Source organism: Microbacterium sp. NPDC087592, from assembly GCF_044743585.1.
In the GTDB taxonomy this organism is placed as follows: domain Bacteria; phylum Actinomycetota; class Actinomycetes; order Actinomycetales; family Microbacteriaceae; genus Microbacterium.
Genome location: NZ_JBIUWT010000001.1, coordinates 734,677 through 751,421, shown reverse-complemented (window position 1 = coordinate 751,421; position 16,745 = coordinate 734,677). Strand labels below are relative to the sequence as shown.

Sequence of the window (16,745 nt, the reverse complement as noted above, 5' to 3'; positions counted from 1 at the left end):
GAGCTGTAGATGACTATTGCAAGGGCAAAGATCGGCCGCCTGACAGTGGCCGCGGTAGCAGTCTTTGGGCTGGCCGTCGGGGGCGGCGTGCTCGCGAACGCGCCGAAGGCCGAAGCCGCGATCGGTTCACCGACCGTCAGTGCATCGACGACGCTGGGTTGGGCGACACGGACTCCACTCGGGCAGACCTACGCCGCGAATTCGTTCATCGTCGACTCGCACGGCATGGATACGAAACAGTCGTTCAGTTACTCGGGGGGAGCTTTCACTCCCATCACGCGTACGGCCGGGACATACGTCGACGGATCCACCCATGTCACCGTCGGAATGCCGAGCGGAGAGATGTGGGCAGTCGATCTCACGACCGACAACATCTCCTTCGATTCGGCTCAGTCCAAGTGGACAGGCACTTTCCTGAAGTTCGCCTCTCCGACCGGCTCATCGGTGGGGTCCAGTGAGTTCACCATCAGCGCGCTCCCCGGAAACTCGAATGGGTACTGGCAGCCGTATTCCGTCTTCATCGACGGTGGATACATCTACATGTCGTTGTACCGGCTCACGACGGGCAGCGAGACCTGGACTGTGGCGGGCACTCCCACCACCGTTCCCAATGCCAAGATCGGCGACACGTGGATGGTTCGGGCAAGTCTGTCCACACCGACGTCTTTTCAATACATCGGCGGAATCGCGAACAAGGCGGCATACCAGACGGCGCTGACGGCAGCAGGTTACGGGCCCTACGACCTCCCGCTTTATTACTCCGTCGGCCCGCGGTGCATCCCCACGGATGGGACGAAGATCGTCTGCATCACCAGGTCGAGCGCGGATGACGATGATTCGACGAGGAAGCTCGACGCAACCAAAGTCTTCAACGCCGCCCAGTCGAGCCAGGATTCGCAACGCTCGCGCTTCTATGGTGGCTACGTCGCGCCGGGCGTCTATCAGCAGGCACTCGAAAAGGGTAAATACTACGCGCCGAAGAACACCGTGAAGATCCCACCGATGATGGTTTCGATCACTTCTAACGGTGGCACCAGCTGGACGCACAAGATCATCGCCGACAATGGCGGGATCGATGGCAATCTGGCGTACGACAGCGCCAACAATCTGCTCGTCGTCGCGTATGGCGGGCAGACGTATCCGCGCAAGGACGTTGCTGTCCAGTGGTCCGAGGATCTGGGGACGACCTGGAGTTCGCCGCTCACCGTGACCGGTGGCGACGACGCTTACACCACCGGCACCCCGACGATCTTCAAGACCGCCGCGAAGACCTTCGTGCTGGTCTACGACTCGCTGCCGCGTTACTTCGAGATGGCCTCGCGAGCGGGGAATCCGTCGCCCGCAGTGATGCCAGCGGAGTGGCGGCTGATGACCCGCACGATCACATTCCCGTAACCGAACGAGACGGGTGGAGTGTGCCTGCTCCGCCCGTCTCGCTCGCTGCCTGACGGGAACTTTTACAGGAGGGGCTAGTGGTGAGCGTTCCATCTAGTGGTAAGCTCGTTTCATCAAGAGGAACGGGAAGTGCAATGTCTATTAATCGAACCGAGTGGTCCGGGTTGTTCTCTGGTGTCCTCAGCGACATCCTCGACGAGCTGGGTGTGTTTGGGCAAGCGTCTACGCAACAGTTCAAGCATGTGGATCCTGACACGAGGATCATCGGGCTCGCCGCCACGGCGCGAGCGGTTCCGGTGAGCACCCCGCCGCGGGAGCCGTACGCGAAACTGCTCGGAGCGATCGACAGCCTCTCGCCTGCGGAAGTTCTGGTGCTCTCGGCTCCAGAATCGTCCACGAGTTCGTTGTTCGGAGGCCTCCTGGCAACCGCAGTGGCTCAGGCCGGCGGTGCCGGTGCGCTGATCGATGGCTACATTCGTGACGCCGATGAAGTCCGCCGTATCGGAGTGCCGACTGCCTTCCGAGGATCGAGTCCTCTCGACAGCTTCGGCCGCGACGAGGTCGTCGAGACGGGCGGCCCGGTCTCGATCGGGGGCGTTACGGTCCGCCCCGGAGACTTCGTCCTGTGCGACTCCGACGGGCTCGTCGTCGTCCCGGCTGAGCACCTCGAACAGGTGTTGGATCTCGCAGCGAAGAAGCTGACTCGCGAGTCGCAGATGCGCGCAGCGCTGAAGGATGGAATGGGCGTGGCCACAGCCTTCCAGGAGTTCGGCGTTCTCTGAGTCGTGGCACCGTGAGGTGCGGACTCCGTGACCGAGTGCCTGAGATGCCTGTTTCCCTCGTTTCGTTGACCCGCCCGCCTCGCCGCGATGTCGTGGTGGACTACCTGTGGCGGCGACCGACGATGTCGGCCCTACGCTTCAAGGTCGAGTCGGAATCGCGGTCGGCGACGTCGGTATTTGGCTACCTCGCGCAACCGCCAAGAAGAGACGCCAGGCAACTTCCCGGGGTCGTTCTCATCCACGGTGGAGGAGGACGAGCGTTTCCGGAGTGGGCGACCATGTGGGCGCAGCGCGGCTACGTCGCACTCGCCATCGACTTGAGCGGTGACGCACAGTCACTGGGCCCCGCCGACACAGCAGGGCCCGCGCAGGGCGCGGAGGGCAAGTTCGGGAGCATCCGAGACGGCGTGGAGCACACCTGGATGGTCCACGCCGTCTCCGCTGCTCGGCACGCGCTGTCGGTGTTGGGCGCCCTCCCCGATGTCGACGCATCACAGCTCTACCTGACCGGAATCTCATGGGGCTCACACGTGGGGCAACTCGTCACCTCGATCGATGCGCGGGTGCGCCGCGCCGCCTTCGTGTACGGAGCGGGTTTCCACTCCGAGAACTCCTACACGTCCGCGTACCTTTCGGAGCTCCCCCATGAGGACGCCGCCCTCTGGTCGCGGATGTTTGATCAGAAGCACTACCTGCCGCAGATCGCCGCTCCGACGTTGTGGATCACCGGCGTCAATGACCCGCACTATCGACTCGATCTCTTCGACCGAAGCGCCCGCTTGGTTTCCGCGCCGGTGACCCGTCGCGTCTCCCCTTCACTCGGCCACAGCCACGAAGACGGATGGTCACCCCTTGAAGTCGCGGCCTTCTTTGCCGAAGGTGCGCAGGAAGGCCCGGCGCTACCGGCGCTTTCACCGCCAACGATTGTCGACGGTCGGCTCGCCTCGGGAGTGCGCTTCGAGCTGCCCCTCCGAAGTGGAACCCTTCGCTATGCGACCAGCACAGACGCCTGGGAGATCAAGGCCTGGGAAAGCCTCGCCACGAACCTCGACGGCGAAGTCGTCTCCGCCCGGCTACCCGCCGGATGGACCGCCGCATATCTCGAGGTAGAGGATGCCAGTGGCGTCCGTGTTTCTACGAGCCTCGTCGTGCCGACGCCGACGATCGCGTGACGCATCGATCTCCGTCTCAGCAGCAGCAGCTGCCCGCCGAGCGGGCGACGCCGATGGGTTCGACCTCCGTCGACTCGTTCGCGATGCCGACGCGGACCAGCGCGCGCGGATCGGACCGGTAGTCGGGCGGTGCGATGTCGAGCGCGCTGGCTTTGAGGAGGGTGAAGTCGGCCGCGGAGCCCACCACGCGCAGCGTCCCGACCGGGAGGCAGTCGACCACGAGCTGGAACTCCTTCTCTCCCCGGTGCACGGCGGCTCCGGTGATCGACCAGGCGGTGAACTCGTTCGCGGTTCGCGTGCTGAGCCAGTTCTGCTGCACCACGCCGGTCACCCGCAACAGGGCGGTGGTGCCGCGGAGGCGAGACGACTGCCGTAGCTCGAGCAGGACTCCCACCGCTCCGCCGAGCACATCGACGAGGATGCGGGTGATCTGTGCGCCGACGAGAGCATCCGTGCTCAGGAACGGATTCTCCTCGTCGGGGAGCGCCGGAAGCTCGCCGCGTACGCCGATGAGCAGGTCGTTCACGTTCATGCCTAATCGCTCTCCCCAGAGATCCCCCGACGTGTCGACGATATGTGACCGCGGTTCACAAATACTGAGTGCCGCATGTGAACGGGGCTCGGGAGGGGGAGCCAGGGCTCAGGCGATGTCGGCGGTCTTTCCTGCGAGCAGTCGCTCGACGCGGGGCGCGACCTCGGTGGCGAGCAGAGTGAGCGATTCGAGGAAGTGCTCCTGGGGGAGGCCGCCGATGTCCATCTGGAGGAAGTGTCGCATGTGTCCCATGTGCTGCTGCAGGTGCACGATGCGCTGTGCGATCTCGTCCGGATCGCCGACGTAGTACGCACCACCCGGCTGTGCCTGGGCCTCGAAGGCTCTCCGCTCGGGTGGTGCCCAGCCGCGCAGTCGCCCCATCTCGACGTTCAGGTTGTGCCAGCCGGGGTAGAACCGTTCCATCGCCTCCTGTTTGGTGGGGGCGATCAGGCCGAGAGTACCGACCGACACCTTGATGTCATCTCCGGAGCGGCCGGCCTGCGCGGCCGAGCGGCGGTAGAGATCGGCGAGCGGAGCGAACCGGTGGGGTTCGCCGCCGATGATCCCGTACGCGATCGGCAGGCCCAGGCGTCCGGCGCGCACGGAGGAGGCTGCGTTGCCGCCCGTCGCGAGCCACAGGGGCAGTCGGCCGCGCACCGGCCGCGGCACCACGGCCAGGGCGTCGAGCGCCGGGCGCACGGTGCCGGACCAGGTGATCTCCTCGCTCGTGCTCTCGTTGATGGTCATCAGCAGGTCGAGCTTCTGTGCGTAGAGGTCGTCGTAATCTCGCAGGTCGTAGCCGAACAGCGGGAAGGTCTCGACCGAGGACCCGCGCCCCGCGGTGATCTCCACCCGACCGCCGCCGGAGACGGCATCCGCGATCGCGAACTGCTGGAACACGCGCACCGGGTCGTCGGTGCCGATGATGCTCGCACCGCTGCCGAGGACGATCCGCTTCGTCGCGGCGGCCGCGGACGCGATGACCGTGCCGGGGGAGGACGCCGGCATGCTGACGGTGTGGTGCTCGCCGACGGCGAAGTAGTCGAGGCCGACCCGGTCGGCGTGCACGATCGCCTCGTGCAGGTTGCGGATGGCCTCTGCGGTCGTACGCGGGCTGCCGTCGTCGTTCAGGGGGGTGTCGCCGAAACTGTAGGCGCCGATCTGCATGGGGACTCCTGTCTGAGGTGGGTGGTCAGGCGCGGGTGGCGCCGGTGAGGGTTGAGGTACGGAGGCGCCGTGCGGTCTCGGCGGCGAGGTCGGCCGCGTCGTGATGCCCGCCGAAGATCGCGGTGCCCGGCTGGAGCGCCGCACCGGTGCGCAGGAGACCGGTGGCGACGGGGTCGAAGCCGATGCGATCGATCAGCTCGGCGACCGCGCGCACCGCCGTGTCGTCGTCGCCGGCGATGCCGAGGGCTCGGCGATCCGGGTGTCCGCCGGGGCGGCCATCGACCTCGAGGAAGTGGTATCCGATGTGGTTCAGGGTCTTCACGACCCGCGCGCCCGCGAAATGCTCCTGCACGAGCACGCTGGTCCCGTACGGGGCGGAAGCGAAGTCGTCGAGGCGGCTGTCGGTCGGTTCCCAGTGGTTCATGGTGTCGATGACGACCTTGCCGTCGAGCGGGGCCGACGGGATGGACCGGAACCGGTGCAGCGGCACGGCCACGACGACGATCTCGCCGTGGGCGGCGGCGTCTTCCGCCGACACGGCCCGCGCGCCGGGCGCCACCACTTCGACGAGGAGCTCGATGTCGGATGCGGGGCCGGAGGCCGCGATCGCGACGTCATACCCCGCCGCGATCGCGGAGCGTGCGATCGCTGTCCCCACTCGTCCTGCCCCGAGTATGCCGATCCTGTTCACCGTGCGTCCTCCGCCTTCCGATCCGCCGACGCTCGTGCGTCTGGATTCAGCTTCGAAGAGTCGCCCCCGTCTTACGAGCGCACGGTAAGCTGCTTACTAATAGTTAGGAGTCGGACTGTGGAAGAGATCGTGCACATCGACGAGGAGGAATGCCGTCGATTCCAGGCGTCGGCGGAGCTCGCGGGGCGCAAGTGGAACGCGGCGATCCTGCTCGCCGGGGCGCGTGGCGCCCGACGCTTCTCGGAGTATCACTCCCTCATCGATGGCATCTCCGACCGACTGCTCTCCGCGAGGCTCAAGGAGCTCGAGCGCGAGGGGCTCGTCGTCCGCGACGTGCAGCCGACCACTCCCGTGACCATCAGCTACGCGCTCACCCAATCGGGGCATCGCCTGATCTCGCTGCTGCACCCGCTGGTGAACTGGAGTCGCGCCCACGACGCACGCGAGACGGTCGCGCGATAGCACCATTCCGCGACGCCGACGAGGTGTGCTGCGTTCGTCGTGGCCCTCCGGTAGTCTCGCCCGCATGGCCACCGCAACGACGCAGACCCCTAGACGCGAGGCTTTCGGATCGCGGAACGTGTTCATCCTCTCGGCGATCGGATCGGCGGTCGGTCTCGGGAACATCTGGCGCTTCCCCTATGTCGCCTACGAGGGCGGCGGCGGCGCGTTCCTGATCCCGTACCTCTGTGCGCTGCTGACGGCGGGCATCCCGCTGCTGTTCTTCGACTACGCAATCGGGCACCGGTTCCGCGGTTCAGCGCCGCTGGCGTTCCGCCGCATGCACCGGGCGGCCGAGCCCCTCGGCTGGTGGCAGGTGCTGATCTGCGTCGTGATCGCGGTCTACTACGCGGTGATCATCGCGTGGGCGGCCATGTACACGTGGTTCTCGGCCCAGCTCACGTGGGGTCCCGGGAACGAGGATTCCTTCTTCTCCGGTGACTTCCTGCAATCGGCGGATGTCGCGAAGGTCGGGGTGTCCACCGAGTTCGTCCCGCAGGTCGGCATCCCGCTCACCGTCGTGTGGCTGATCGTGATCGTCATCATGGCGCTGGGCGTGAAGCGCGGCATCGGCACGGCGAACATGATCCTGATGCCGCTGCTCACGATCATGTTCGCGATCCTCGTGGTGCAGTCGCTGTTCCTGCCGGGGGCGATGGACGGCCTGAACGCGTTCTTCACCCCGAACTGGGAGGCGCTGGCCGACCCGGGCGTCTGGGCATCCGCCTACGGCCACATCTTCTTCTCGCTCTCGGTCGCCTTCGGCATCATGGTGACCTACTCCTCTTATCTCAAGCGCAAGACCGACCTCACGGGCTCGGGGCTGGTCGTGGCGTTCGCGAACTCCGGCTTCGAGATCCTCGCCGGGATCGGCGTGTTCGCCGCCCTCGGATTCATGGCGCAGGCGCAGGGCACCGAGGTCGCCGGTGTGGCGACCTCGGGCATCGGCCTCGCGTTCGTGGCCTTCCCGACGATCGTCTCGCAGGCGACCGGTGGCTCGATCATCGGCGTCCTGTTCTTCGGGGCGCTCGTGTTCGCCGGGATCACCTCGCTGATCTCGATCCTCGAAGTGATCGTCGCCGCGCTGCAGGACAAGCTGGGCTGGGCGCGTGTGCGCACGACGCTCACGGTCTCGATCCCGCTCGCGATCGTCTCGATGGCGTTGTTCTCGACGACCACGGCGCTCTCGGTGCTCGACACCGCGGATGCCTTCGTCAATGCCTTCGGCATCATGGCGGTCACGCTGGTCGCCGTGATCATCGTGGCCTGGCTGCTCCACAAGCTCCCGGTCCTGGTCGAGCACCTCAACCGGCGCTCCAGCTTCCGGGTGGGGCTGCTGTGGAAGCTGCTCGTCGGCGTCCTCGCACCGGTCGTCCTCGGCTACCTGTTCGTCAGCGAGCTCATCTCGAAGATCTCCGAGCCGTACAGCGGCTACCCCGCCTGGTTCCTCGCGATCTTCGGTTGGGGCATGGTCGTCGCCCTCGTGGTGCTCGCGCTGCTGCTCTCGGCACTGCCGTGGAGCGGACGTTCGCACGCCAAAGACGATCCCGAGTACGACGAGTTCCTCTCCGAAGAGGAATACGAACCCGATGCGGAGACATCGGCCATCCCGATCGCAAGCGCGTCGGAGAAGGGGGCACGCGCATGACCACGACAGCGATCGTCATGATGATCATCGCCATGGTCACGGTCTGGGGTGGCCTGATCGCCGCGATCGTGAACCTCGCCCGGCACCCCGAGGCCGCGGAGAACGAGCCGGCACCGCCCGTCGAGCTGTGACCGCGCGCTGACGGCGAGCCGATCGCATCCGACCTGAGAAGTCGGGTGCCGGCGGCCCGGGCGCGGCGACGATGGTGGGGAAAGGAGGACCTCATGATCGGAACGCTCAACGCCCTGGTCGATCTCGTCGAAGCCACTCGCTCCGACGAGATCGACGTCGCCGGGTTCGCACGCGAGCACGGCACGACCGAATACCACCTGCGGCGGATGTTCTCGGCGCTGGCCGGCATGCCGCTGTCGGAGTACGTACGGCGCCGTCGCATGACGCTCGCCGGCGCGGAACTCGCAGCCGGCGCCTCGAGCCTGCTCGATGTGGCGGTGCGCCACGGCTACGGCTCGGTCGAGGCTTTCGGTCGCGCCTTCCGTGCGGTGCACGGTATCGGACCGGCCGACGCGCGCCGAGACGGGGGTCCTCTCCGTACACAACCCACGCTCCGGTTCCGCCTGAGCGTCGAAGGGAGCACCCCGATGGACGTCACCATCACCCACCGTCCCGCGTTCGTCCTCGCCGGTCACGCCGCTGAGGTCCCGCTCATCCACGAGGGCGTCAACCCGCACATCCAGGCGCACATCGCCGCGATCCCGCCTGAGGAGCACGCGCGCCTCAAGGCACTCGCCGACGCCGAACCGGCCGGGATCCTCGCGATCACCGCCGACATCGAGCCGGATGCTGCGGAGGGCACGCTGCTCACATACCTGCACGGCGTCGCGCTGCAGGACACCACCGCGGTGCCCGACGATCTCGATTCCCTGCGCCTCGACGAAGGATCCTGGGCGGTCTTCGCCGCGCGGGGTCCGTTCCCGGCGACGCTGCAGAACCTGTGGGCGGCCACGGCGACCGAGTGGTTCCCCTCGAACCCGTGGCGGCTGCGGCCCGGCCCCTCGATCGTGCGCTACCTCGAGTTCACCGGCGACTTCGCGTCGTGCGAGCTCTGGCTGCCCGTCGAGCAGGGCTGAACACCCGATGCTCCGCGTCGACGTCGATCAGCGCGGGGCATCGCCCTTCCTGGGCGGGCGATAGGTGCCGATGATCGCGGCGATGAGATCGGAGTAGGCGGCGTCCTGGCTGGAGAAGCTGCCGTTGTTGCGGCCGTGCCGCAGCACCTCGACACGGTCGGACACCGCCTGCACGTCGGCGATGTTGTGACTGATGAACACCACGCCCAGCCCGAGCTCGCGGAGCTGCTCGATGTGGGTGAGCACGTCGGCGGTCTGCGCGACGCTGAGCGAAGCGGTCGGCTCATCGAGCACGACCAGCCGGGGCTGGCTGATGAGGGTGCGTGCGATCGCCACGGCCTGTCGTTGGCCACCGGACAGGGAGTTGAGCGGCGTGCGGGTCGACGGGATGTTGGCGGCCAGATCGGTCAGCGCCTGCCGCGTCGCGTTCTCCATCTCGCCCTCGCGCAGCATGCCTTTGGAGGTGCGCAGCTCGCGTCCGAGGAAGACGTTGGCCGTCACGTCGAGGTTCTCGCAGACGGCGAGGTCCTGGAAGACCGTCGCGATGCCGAGTCGGTTCGCCTCGGCGGGGGAGGAGATGTCGACGCGTTCGCCGTTGATGCGGATCTCGCCGGAGGTCGGGGTGAGAGCACCCGCGATGACCTTCGCCAGCGTCGACTTGCCGGCGGCGTTGTCGCCGACGAGGCCGACCACCTCGCGCGCGTTCACCGTGAAGTCGACGTCGGTGAGCGCCTCGACGGCTCCGAAGCGCTTCGTGATGCCGCGCAGGGTGAGCAGCGGCTCCGCCTGCGACGCCGAGAGAGTCATGAGCGGCCCTCGAGAAGCTGGGACGGATCGGTCGACTGCAGGATGTGGATGGTCGCGCCGACGAGCACCGTGTCCTTGCCGAACGACGCGGGGATCGGTTCGCGGCGAGGAGCGCGGCGCTGCGGCGCGTGCTCGCGCAGGGCGGCGCCGAACGGCAGCAGGAAGACCGGGCCGGCGTCGGTGAGCTCGCCGCCGATCGTGATGATCTCGGGGTCGAGCGTCTGACAGACACCCGCGACCACACGGCCGAGCGTCGCGCCCGCATCGGAGACGACCCGCGCGCAGCCGGGGTCGCCGGCGGCGGCACGGGCGATGACGTCCTTGAACGTGACCTGGCCGTAGGCGGCCCGCAGCGGTGCCGTGACGGCCTCGGCTCCGACGACGGTCTCGAGGCAACCGCGCTGCCCGCAGGGGCAGATGGATCCGGCGGGGTCGACCTGCACGTGTCCGATCTCACCCGCCGTGCCCCCGCGTCCGCGGTAGAGCCGCGAATCGATGATCACGCCGGCACTCGTCGTGTACGAGGCGTTGATGAACAGGCTGTCCGCGACGTCCCGTGCCGTGCCGAGCGTCGCCTCGGCGAGCGCGGCGAGGTTGGCGTCCTTCTCGACCAGCACCGGGCATCCGAGGCGCTGTTCGACGACCGCGGCGATGGGCTGCGATTCCCACCGCCTCATGACGCCCGGATAGGCGACCAGACCGGTGTCGGGGTCGATCGGGGCCGGAATCGCGATGCAGAGGCCGATCAGCTCGTCGGCCTGCGCCGCGATCATGTCCAGCATCTCGATGATGAGGAGCGTGATGCGATCGAGCACCGTGTCCTCGGCGTGGTCGGCCGGCAGCGGCATCGACCGGTCGGCGAGCACGGACTGCCCGACGTCGTTGAGACGCACCCGCATGCTGCGGCTTCCGATGTGCACGGCGGCCACCAGCCCGGCACGCCGGGCGATGGTGACGAGCTGTGCGCGACGGCCACTCCGCGAGGTCGGATGGGTCTCCACCAGACCCGAGAGCGACAGCTCCTTCACGATCGCCGACACCGTCGCCGTCGACAGGGTGGTCGCTTCGGCGAGCTCGACCTGGGTGAGCCCGCCGAAGCGCTTGACCGCGTCGACGATCTTGGCCGTGTTGGCCTCGCGCAATCCCGACTGGGAACCGCTCGACCATCTGCTCATAGCGGGAGCATATCGCGTGGGATCGGCACCGCCGGGGTCAGCGGGCGGCACCCGCCCGACGCTTGTTCCAGACGTCGAAGGCCACGGCGATCAGGAGCACCAGGCCCTTCACGACCTGCTGTGTCGCCTGGTCGAGGCCCATGAGCTGCATGCCGTTGCTCATCACCGCCATGATCAGACCGCCGACGATCGCCCCGCCGACGCGCCCCACGCCACCGGTGACCGCGGCGCCCCCGATGAAGCAGGCGGCGATCGCGTCGAGCTCGAACATGTTCCCCGCTCCCGGCTGCGCGCCGTTCGTGCGCGAGGAGAAGACGACGCCGGCGACACCGGCGAGCAGTCCCATGTTCACGAAGATCCAGAAGTTGACCCGCCGCACGTTCACGCCGCTCAGCAGTGCGGCGTGCAGGTTGCCGCCGATCGCGTAGACGTGACGCCCGAACACGCTCTTCTGAGTGATGACCGAGTAGGCGATGATCAGCACCGCGAGGAGGATCAGCACGAAGGGGAGACCGCGGCTGGTGGACAACTGGTAGCCGAACCACATCACGACGGCCGCGATCAGGGCGATCTTCAGGATGAACCAGCCCAGCGCCTCGACCGACTGCTGGTGCGCGACCTTCGAGCGTCGGCTGCGCACCTGCCACACCGCATAGCCGCCCACCCCGATGGCGAAGATCACGAGCGTGAACACGTCGACCCCGTAGCCGCCGAAGAGTCCGTTGAAGAATCCGTTGGCTATCGAGTAGTAGGTGCCGCCGAAGGGCGAGAGCGAGACGTTGCCCAGCACGATGAAGGTCAGGCCGCGGAAGAGCAGCATGCCGGCGAGCGTCACGATGAACGCCGGGATGCCGACGAATGCCACCCAGAACCCCTGCCACGCGCCGACCAGGAGGCCGACCACCAGCGCGGCGATGACGCCGACCCACCAGGGCAGCTGCATCCGGATCACGAGGACCGCGGCGGTGGCACCGGTGAGGGCGACGACCGAGCCGACGGAGAGGTCGATGTGACCGGCGATGATGACGATCACCATGCCGATCGCGAGGATCAGGATGTAGGAGTACTGCAGCACGATGTTCGTGAGGTTCCCCGGGGAGAGGAACGTCGGGTTCAGGATGGCGAAGAAGGCCACGATCGCGACGAAGGCGACGAGGATGCCGCTCTGACGCAGGTTGCGCGTGGCGAGGCTCAACAGGTTGGTGACGCCGGTCATCGTTCGGCCGTCCTTTCGACAGTCATGAGTTGCATGAGGTTCTCCTGGGTGGCCTCGGCGGCCGGCAGCTCGCCGGTGATCCTGCCGAAGGCCAGGGTGTAGATGCGGTCGCAGATGCCCAGCAACTCGGGCAGCTCGGAGGAGATGACGAGTACGCCCTTCCCCGCCGCGACCAGGCGGTTGATGATCGTGTAGATCTCGTACTTGGCGCCGATGTCGATGCCGCGCGTGGGCTCATCGAGGATCAGCACGTCGGGCTCCGTCTGGATCCACTTGCTCAGCACGACCTTCTGCTGGTTGCCGCCGGAGAGGTTGCCCACGAGCTGGAGCACACTGGGCGTCTTGATGTTCATCTCGGCGCGGTACTGCTCTGCGATCCGGAGTTCCCGGTTCGCGTCGATCCAGCCGCCGGGGCTGATCATCCGCAGCGACGCGAGGGTGATGTTGTGGCGGATGTCGTCGATGAGGTTGAGCCCGAACTTCTTCCGGTCCTCGGTCGCGTACGCGATTCCGGCGCGGATGGCGGCGCTCGTGGTCGACGTGTCGACCTCTTTGCCGCGGACGAGGACTCGCCCCTTCGCGTTGCGCCCGTAGGTGCGGCCGAACACGCTCATGGCGAGTTCCGTGCGTCCGGCGCCCATCAGCCCGGCGATGCCCACGACCTCTCCTGCACGCACGGTGAGGGAGGCATCGTCGACCATGACCCGTCCGGGCTGGGTCGGGTGATGCACGGTCCAGTTCTCGATCCGCAGCACCTCCTCTCCGAGCTCCGGCACGCGCTCGGGGAAACGATGGGCGAGGTCGCGTCCGACCATGCCGCGGATGATCCGGTCCTGCGTCGAGGCCGGATCGCTCATGTCGAGCGTCTCGATGGACCGACCGTCGCGGAGGATCGTCGTGCGGTCGGCGATCGCGTCGATCTCGTTGAGCTTGTGCGAGATGATGATCGACGTCATCCCGCCGTCGCGCAGGCGCCGGAGCAGGTCGAGCAGGTGGGCCGAGTCGGTGTCGTTGAGCGCGGCGGTCGGCTCGTCGAGGATGAGCAGGCGCACGTTCTTCGACAGTGCCTTCGCGATCTCGACGAGCTGCTGCTTGCCCACGCCGAGCTGGCCGACCGGCGTGGCGGGGTTCTCGTCGAGACCGACCTGGGCGAGCAGTTGCGAGGCCTCGGAGTTCGCGCGGTCCCAGTCGATGAGTCCGCCCGCTCCCCGACGCTCGTTGCCGAGGAAGATGTTCTCCGCGACGCTGAGGTAGGGGATCAGCGCGAGCTCCTGATGGATGATCACGATGCCGACGTGCTCGGAGTCGCTGATGGATCCGAACTTCGCCTCTTCGCCCTCGTAGACGATCTCGCCCTCGTACGCCCCGTGCGGGTAGACACCCGACAGCACCTTCATGAGAGTGGACTTCCCCGCGCCGTTCTCGCCGCAGATCGCGTGGATCTCGCCGCGGCGGACATCGAGGTCGACGCCCTGGAGCGCCTTGACGCCGGGAAAGCTCTTCTCGATCTCCCGCATCTGCAGTACCGGTGTCGTCATGAACCGGCTCCTTTCCGTCGAGAGGGGCGTGACGCCGTGTCGACGTCACGCCCCGGAGCGATGACTACTCGGCGACGCCGGCGTCGACCTCGGCCTGGGTCCAGTAGCCCGAGTCGACCAGCAGCGAGGTGATGTTGTCCTTGTAGACGATGTCCGACTGCAGGAGGTACGACGGCACGACCTTCACGCCGTTGTCGTAGGTCTCCGTGTCGTTCGCCTCGGGCTCCTCGCCCTCGAGCATGTCCTCCGCGACGACGACCGACTGCTCGGCGAGCTTGCGCGTGTCCTTGAAGATGGACGAGAACTGCACGCCCTGGTCGATCAGGCTGATGGAGCCGATCTCCGCATCCTGTCCGGTGACGATCGGGAGACCGTCGGCGATGGTGGCGCCGAGACCGCCGGTGCCCTGGAGTGCCGTGATGATGCCGCGGGAGATCCCGTCGTAGGGGGAGAGCACGCCGTCGAGCTTCGTGCCGCCGCCGTACGTCGAGGTGAGCAGATCCTCCATGCGCTTCTGCGCGGTCTCCTGCTGCCAGCGCAGGATCGCCGCCTGCTCGATATCGGTCTGCCCCGACGGCACCGTCAGCACGCCCTCGTCGATGTAGGGCTGCAGCGTGTCCATCGCCCCCTGCCAGAAGAAGTGGGCGTTGTTGTCGTCGAGAGAGCCGGCGAAGAGCTCGATGTTGAACGGGCCCTTCTCTCCGGTGTCCTTGCCGTCCTGATCGAGCACGCCGAGGCCGACCAGCAGTGAGGTGGCCTGCTGCACGCCGACCTTGTAGTTGTCGAACGTCACGTAGAAGTCGACGTTCTCGCTGTCGCGGATGAGGCGGTCGTAGGAGATGACCGGGATTTTCGCTGCCGCAGCGGCGTCGAGCTGCGATGACAGGGCGGTGCCGTCGATCGCGGCGATGACCAGGAGGTCCGCCCCCTTGGTGATCATCTGGTCGATCTGCTGGCCCTGCGTCGGGATGTCGTCGCCGGCGTACTGCAGTTCGACCTGGTAGCCGGCCTTCTCCAGCCCCTCCTGCACGGCGGTGCCGTCGGCGATCCAGCGCTCGGAGGTCTGCGTCGGCATGGACACGCCGATCAGCAGGTTGCCCTTGTCGCCGGAAGCCTTCTCGCCGCCGCCCGCGGAGCCGGCTCCTCCGCCGCCGCAACCGGCGAGGGCGAGGACTCCCGCGAGACCGAGGGCCGCGAGTGCGTACTTCTTCTTCATTCCGAGCTCCTTTGCTGTGCAATGCGTCCTCCGGCCGAAGTCCGGAGGGTGGGCGTCCCGGCCATTCGGGATCCGCCTCGGATCACTTTCTTGAGTTCGAGACTCGAAGTCAAGCGAACGTGATCGTTTCGTGATGATTGAGACTAGGCCTCATCGAGCGGGGATTTCTTCTCCGATGGCCGGAGTTTTGTCGTCGCAAGGTGGGAAATCCGGGAGTTACCTTCGAGACTCGAAGCTAACTCGGGCGGGCGATAGCCGGTGTCTGCGCTCCGTGTCACACTGGGCGCACGAACCAGGAAGGCACGTCATGGCGGCGATCGATCCCAAGAAGACGCTCGACGCGTATCGGGCGAAGCGCGGTCAGTTCCGCATCCTCGAGGTGCCGCCGATGCAGTACCTGATGATCGACGGCGCCGGAGACCCGAACACCTCCCCGGCCTATGCGGAGGCCGTCTCGGCTCTGTTCCCCCTGGCCTACACCCTCAAGTTCGCGAGCCGCGACGAGCTCGGCATCGACACGGTCGTGATGCCCCTCGAAGGGCTCTGGCACGCATCGGACATGGAGTCGTTCACCACTCATCGCGACAAGTCCGCCTGGCAGTGGACGCTGATGATCATGGTCGGCGACCACATCACATCTTCGATGTTCGCCGACGCGGTGGAGTCCGTGGCGCGGAGAGCGGCGAAGAAGAAGGAGCCGGTGCCCGCACTCGGCTCCGTGCGGCTGGAGACCCTCGACGAGGGGATGAGCGTGCAGACTCTGCACGTCGGTCCGTTCGACGATGAGGGGCCGGTCCTCGACGACCTGCATCACCGCTTCATCCCCGAGCACGGCCTGACGATGACCGGGCTGCATCACGAGATCTACCTGAGCGACCTGCGTCGCACCGATCCGGCGAAGCTGCGCACCATCCTCCGGCAGCCCGTATCGTCGAGCGCCTGATGCCGAGGGGCGCCGGGAAAGCAAGCCCCTCCGCCGGGTGGGTCCTCGGCGATACCCTTCAATGATGAGCACGGTCAAGCACGCTGCGCGCGTCGCCAAGGGGTCCACCGCCTTCCGCCGCATCGCCCGTGTCGGGTTCGTCGTCCTCGGCCTGATCCACGTCATCATCGGCGCGATCGCCATCACCATCGCCGCGGGGGCCTCGGGCGACGCCGACCAGGACGGGGCGATGGAGCAGATCCGGAACAACCCGGTCGGCGGATTGCTGCTCGTGCTCGTCGCCACGGGGCTGATCGCTCTGGCCGTGTGGCAGATCGCGAGTGCGTTCCTCGCCGCCGACCCCGCCGAGACGAAGAAGTGGGGGCAGCGCGTCAAGCTCTTCGGCATCGCCCTCGCCTACCTCGTGGTCGCGGGCATGGCCCTCATCTACGCGCTGGGTGGCAACGCCGACTCGGAGACGGCGTCGAAGACCCTCAGCTCCGTGGTGCTTTCCGCTCCGGGCGGCGTCGCCCTGCTCGTCGTCATCGGACTGTCGGTGGTCGGCGTGGGGATCGGCTTCGTCGTGGGCGGCTTCACGCGCGGCTTCGAGAAGCTGCTCGATCTGCCGACGGGAGTCGCACGCGGTGGCATCGTGACGCTCGGGGTGATCGGCTACTTCGGCAAGGGCATCGCGGTGGGCGTGACCGGCGTGCTGTTCGTGGTCGCCGCGGTCACGCAGGATCCGGAGAAGGGCGCGGGGCTCGATGCCGCGCTCCACAGTCTGCTGGAGCTGCCTCTCGGCGGACTCGTCCTGGGAGCGGTCGGCGCGGGCTTCGCGATCTACGGGGTCTTCTGCATCGCCCGGGCGCGCTTCGCCCGCATGTGAGCAGGGTCG

At 67.1% G+C, this 16,745-nt stretch carries 16 protein-coding genes and 1 pseudogene; 9 read left to right on the top strand and 8 right to left on the bottom strand.

All coding sequences use genetic code 11. The annotated features are described in order from the left end of the window. The first annotated feature begins 9 nt into the window (after positions 1-9). The 3 genes from ACIOTO_RS03670 (at position 10) to ACIOTO_RS03660 (ending at position 3,349) form a co-directional block, all read left to right on the top strand. A complete protein-coding gene (locus ACIOTO_RS03670) occupies positions 10-1,395 on the top strand; it encodes a sialidase family protein (protein WP_400856538.1) in 1,386 nt (461 codons plus the stop codon). Between the two features lie 80 nt (positions 1,396-1,475). Further along, entirely contained in the window at positions 1,476-2,177 is a 702-nt protein-coding gene (locus ACIOTO_RS03665; RefSeq protein WP_400856536.1) for an RraA family protein, read from the top strand. Between the two features lie 44 nt (positions 2,178-2,221). Beyond that, complete coding sequence (locus tag ACIOTO_RS03660; protein WP_400856535.1) at positions 2,222-3,349, top strand: dienelactone hydrolase family protein; 1,128 nt, start codon at positions 2,222-2,224, stop codon at positions 3,347-3,349. 16 nt (positions 3,350-3,365) lie between these two features. On the opposite strand, the gene ACIOTO_RS03655 is transcribed toward ACIOTO_RS03660, so the two are convergent. The 3 genes and pseudogenes from ACIOTO_RS03655 to ACIOTO_RS03645 form a co-directional block, all read right to left on the bottom strand. Next, positions 3,366-3,881: a hypothetical protein gene (locus ACIOTO_RS03655; protein ID WP_400856534.1), complete on the bottom strand. Its 516-nt coding sequence runs from the start codon at positions 3,879-3,881 to the stop codon at positions 3,366-3,368. A gap of 108 nt (positions 3,882-3,989) precedes the next feature. Then, entirely contained in the window at positions 3,990-5,048 is a 1,059-nt protein-coding gene (locus tag ACIOTO_RS03650; RefSeq protein WP_400856533.1) for an LLM class flavin-dependent oxidoreductase, read from the bottom strand. A gap of 25 nt (positions 5,049-5,073) precedes the next feature. Beyond that, positions 5,074-5,745, bottom strand: a pseudogene (locus ACIOTO_RS03645) (NADPH-dependent F420 reductase); the annotation flags it as partial. A gap of 111 nt (positions 5,746-5,856) precedes the next feature. Between ACIOTO_RS03645 and ACIOTO_RS03640 the strand changes: the two are divergent. The 4 genes from ACIOTO_RS03640 (at position 5,857) to ACIOTO_RS03625 (ending at position 8,976) form a co-directional block, all read left to right on the top strand. Continuing rightward, entirely contained in the window at positions 5,857-6,201 is a 345-nt protein-coding gene (locus tag ACIOTO_RS03640) for a winged helix-turn-helix transcriptional regulator (protein ID WP_400856532.1), read from the top strand. A gap of 64 nt (positions 6,202-6,265) precedes the next feature. Beyond that, positions 6,266-7,888: a sodium-dependent transporter gene (locus ACIOTO_RS03635; RefSeq protein ID WP_400856531.1), complete on the top strand. Its 1,623-nt coding sequence runs from the start codon at positions 6,266-6,268 to the stop codon at positions 7,886-7,888. Continuing rightward, on the top strand, positions 7,885-8,019 hold the full coding sequence (locus ACIOTO_RS03630; protein WP_400856530.1) for a methionine/alanine import family NSS transporter small subunit: 135 nt from the start codon (positions 7,885-7,887) through the stop codon (positions 8,017-8,019). The genes ACIOTO_RS03635 and ACIOTO_RS03630 overlap by 4 nt, the downstream gene beginning before the upstream one ends. Before the next feature lie 93 nt (positions 8,020-8,112). After that, the gene (locus ACIOTO_RS03625; protein WP_400856529.1) at positions 8,113-8,976 is read left to right on the top strand and encodes a GyrI-like domain-containing protein; all 864 of its coding nucleotides are present in this window, start codon (positions 8,113-8,115) and stop codon (positions 8,974-8,976) included. A 27-nt stretch (positions 8,977-9,003) separates the two neighbouring features. Here ACIOTO_RS03625 and ACIOTO_RS03620 read toward each other — a convergent pair whose 3' ends face one another. From ACIOTO_RS03620 to chvE, 5 genes are all read right to left on the bottom strand, one after another. After that, a complete protein-coding gene (locus ACIOTO_RS03620; protein WP_029263763.1) occupies positions 9,004-9,783 on the bottom strand; it encodes an ATP-binding cassette domain-containing protein in 780 nt (259 codons plus the stop codon). Then, positions 9,780-10,958, bottom strand: a complete 1,179-nt coding sequence (locus tag ACIOTO_RS03615; RefSeq protein WP_036304176.1) for an ROK family transcriptional regulator — start codon at positions 10,956-10,958, stop codon at positions 9,780-9,782. The genes ACIOTO_RS03620 and ACIOTO_RS03615 overlap by 4 nt, the downstream gene beginning before the upstream one ends. A gap of 37 nt (positions 10,959-10,995) precedes the next feature. Then, entirely contained in the window at positions 10,996-12,174 is a 1,179-nt protein-coding gene (gene mmsB / locus ACIOTO_RS03610) for a multiple monosaccharide ABC transporter permease (protein WP_105711068.1), read from the bottom strand. Further along, positions 12,171-13,712, bottom strand: coding sequence for a multiple monosaccharide ABC transporter ATP-binding protein (gene mmsA, locus ACIOTO_RS03605; RefSeq protein WP_105711069.1), 1,542 nt, complete (start codon positions 13,710-13,712; stop codon positions 12,171-12,173). The genes mmsB and mmsA overlap by 4 nt, the downstream gene beginning before the upstream one ends. A 64-nt stretch (positions 13,713-13,776) precedes the next feature. Further along, entirely contained in the window at positions 13,777-14,928 is a 1,152-nt protein-coding gene (gene chvE / locus ACIOTO_RS03600; RefSeq protein WP_400856527.1) for a multiple monosaccharide ABC transporter substrate-binding protein, read from the bottom strand. Positions 14,929-15,235: 307 nt separating this feature from the next. On the opposite strand from chvE, the gene ACIOTO_RS03595 reads away from it, so the two are divergent. Both ACIOTO_RS03595 and ACIOTO_RS03590 read left to right on the top strand, forming a co-directional pair. Next, the gene (locus tag ACIOTO_RS03595) at positions 15,236-15,871 is read left to right on the top strand and encodes a GyrI-like domain-containing protein (RefSeq protein ID WP_400856526.1); all 636 of its coding nucleotides are present in this window, start codon (positions 15,236-15,238) and stop codon (positions 15,869-15,871) included. A gap of 64 nt (positions 15,872-15,935) precedes the next feature. After that, entirely contained in the window at positions 15,936-16,736 is an 801-nt protein-coding gene (locus tag ACIOTO_RS03590; RefSeq protein ID WP_091035920.1) for a DUF1206 domain-containing protein, read from the top strand. Positions 16,737-16,745: the final 9 nt, after the last annotated feature.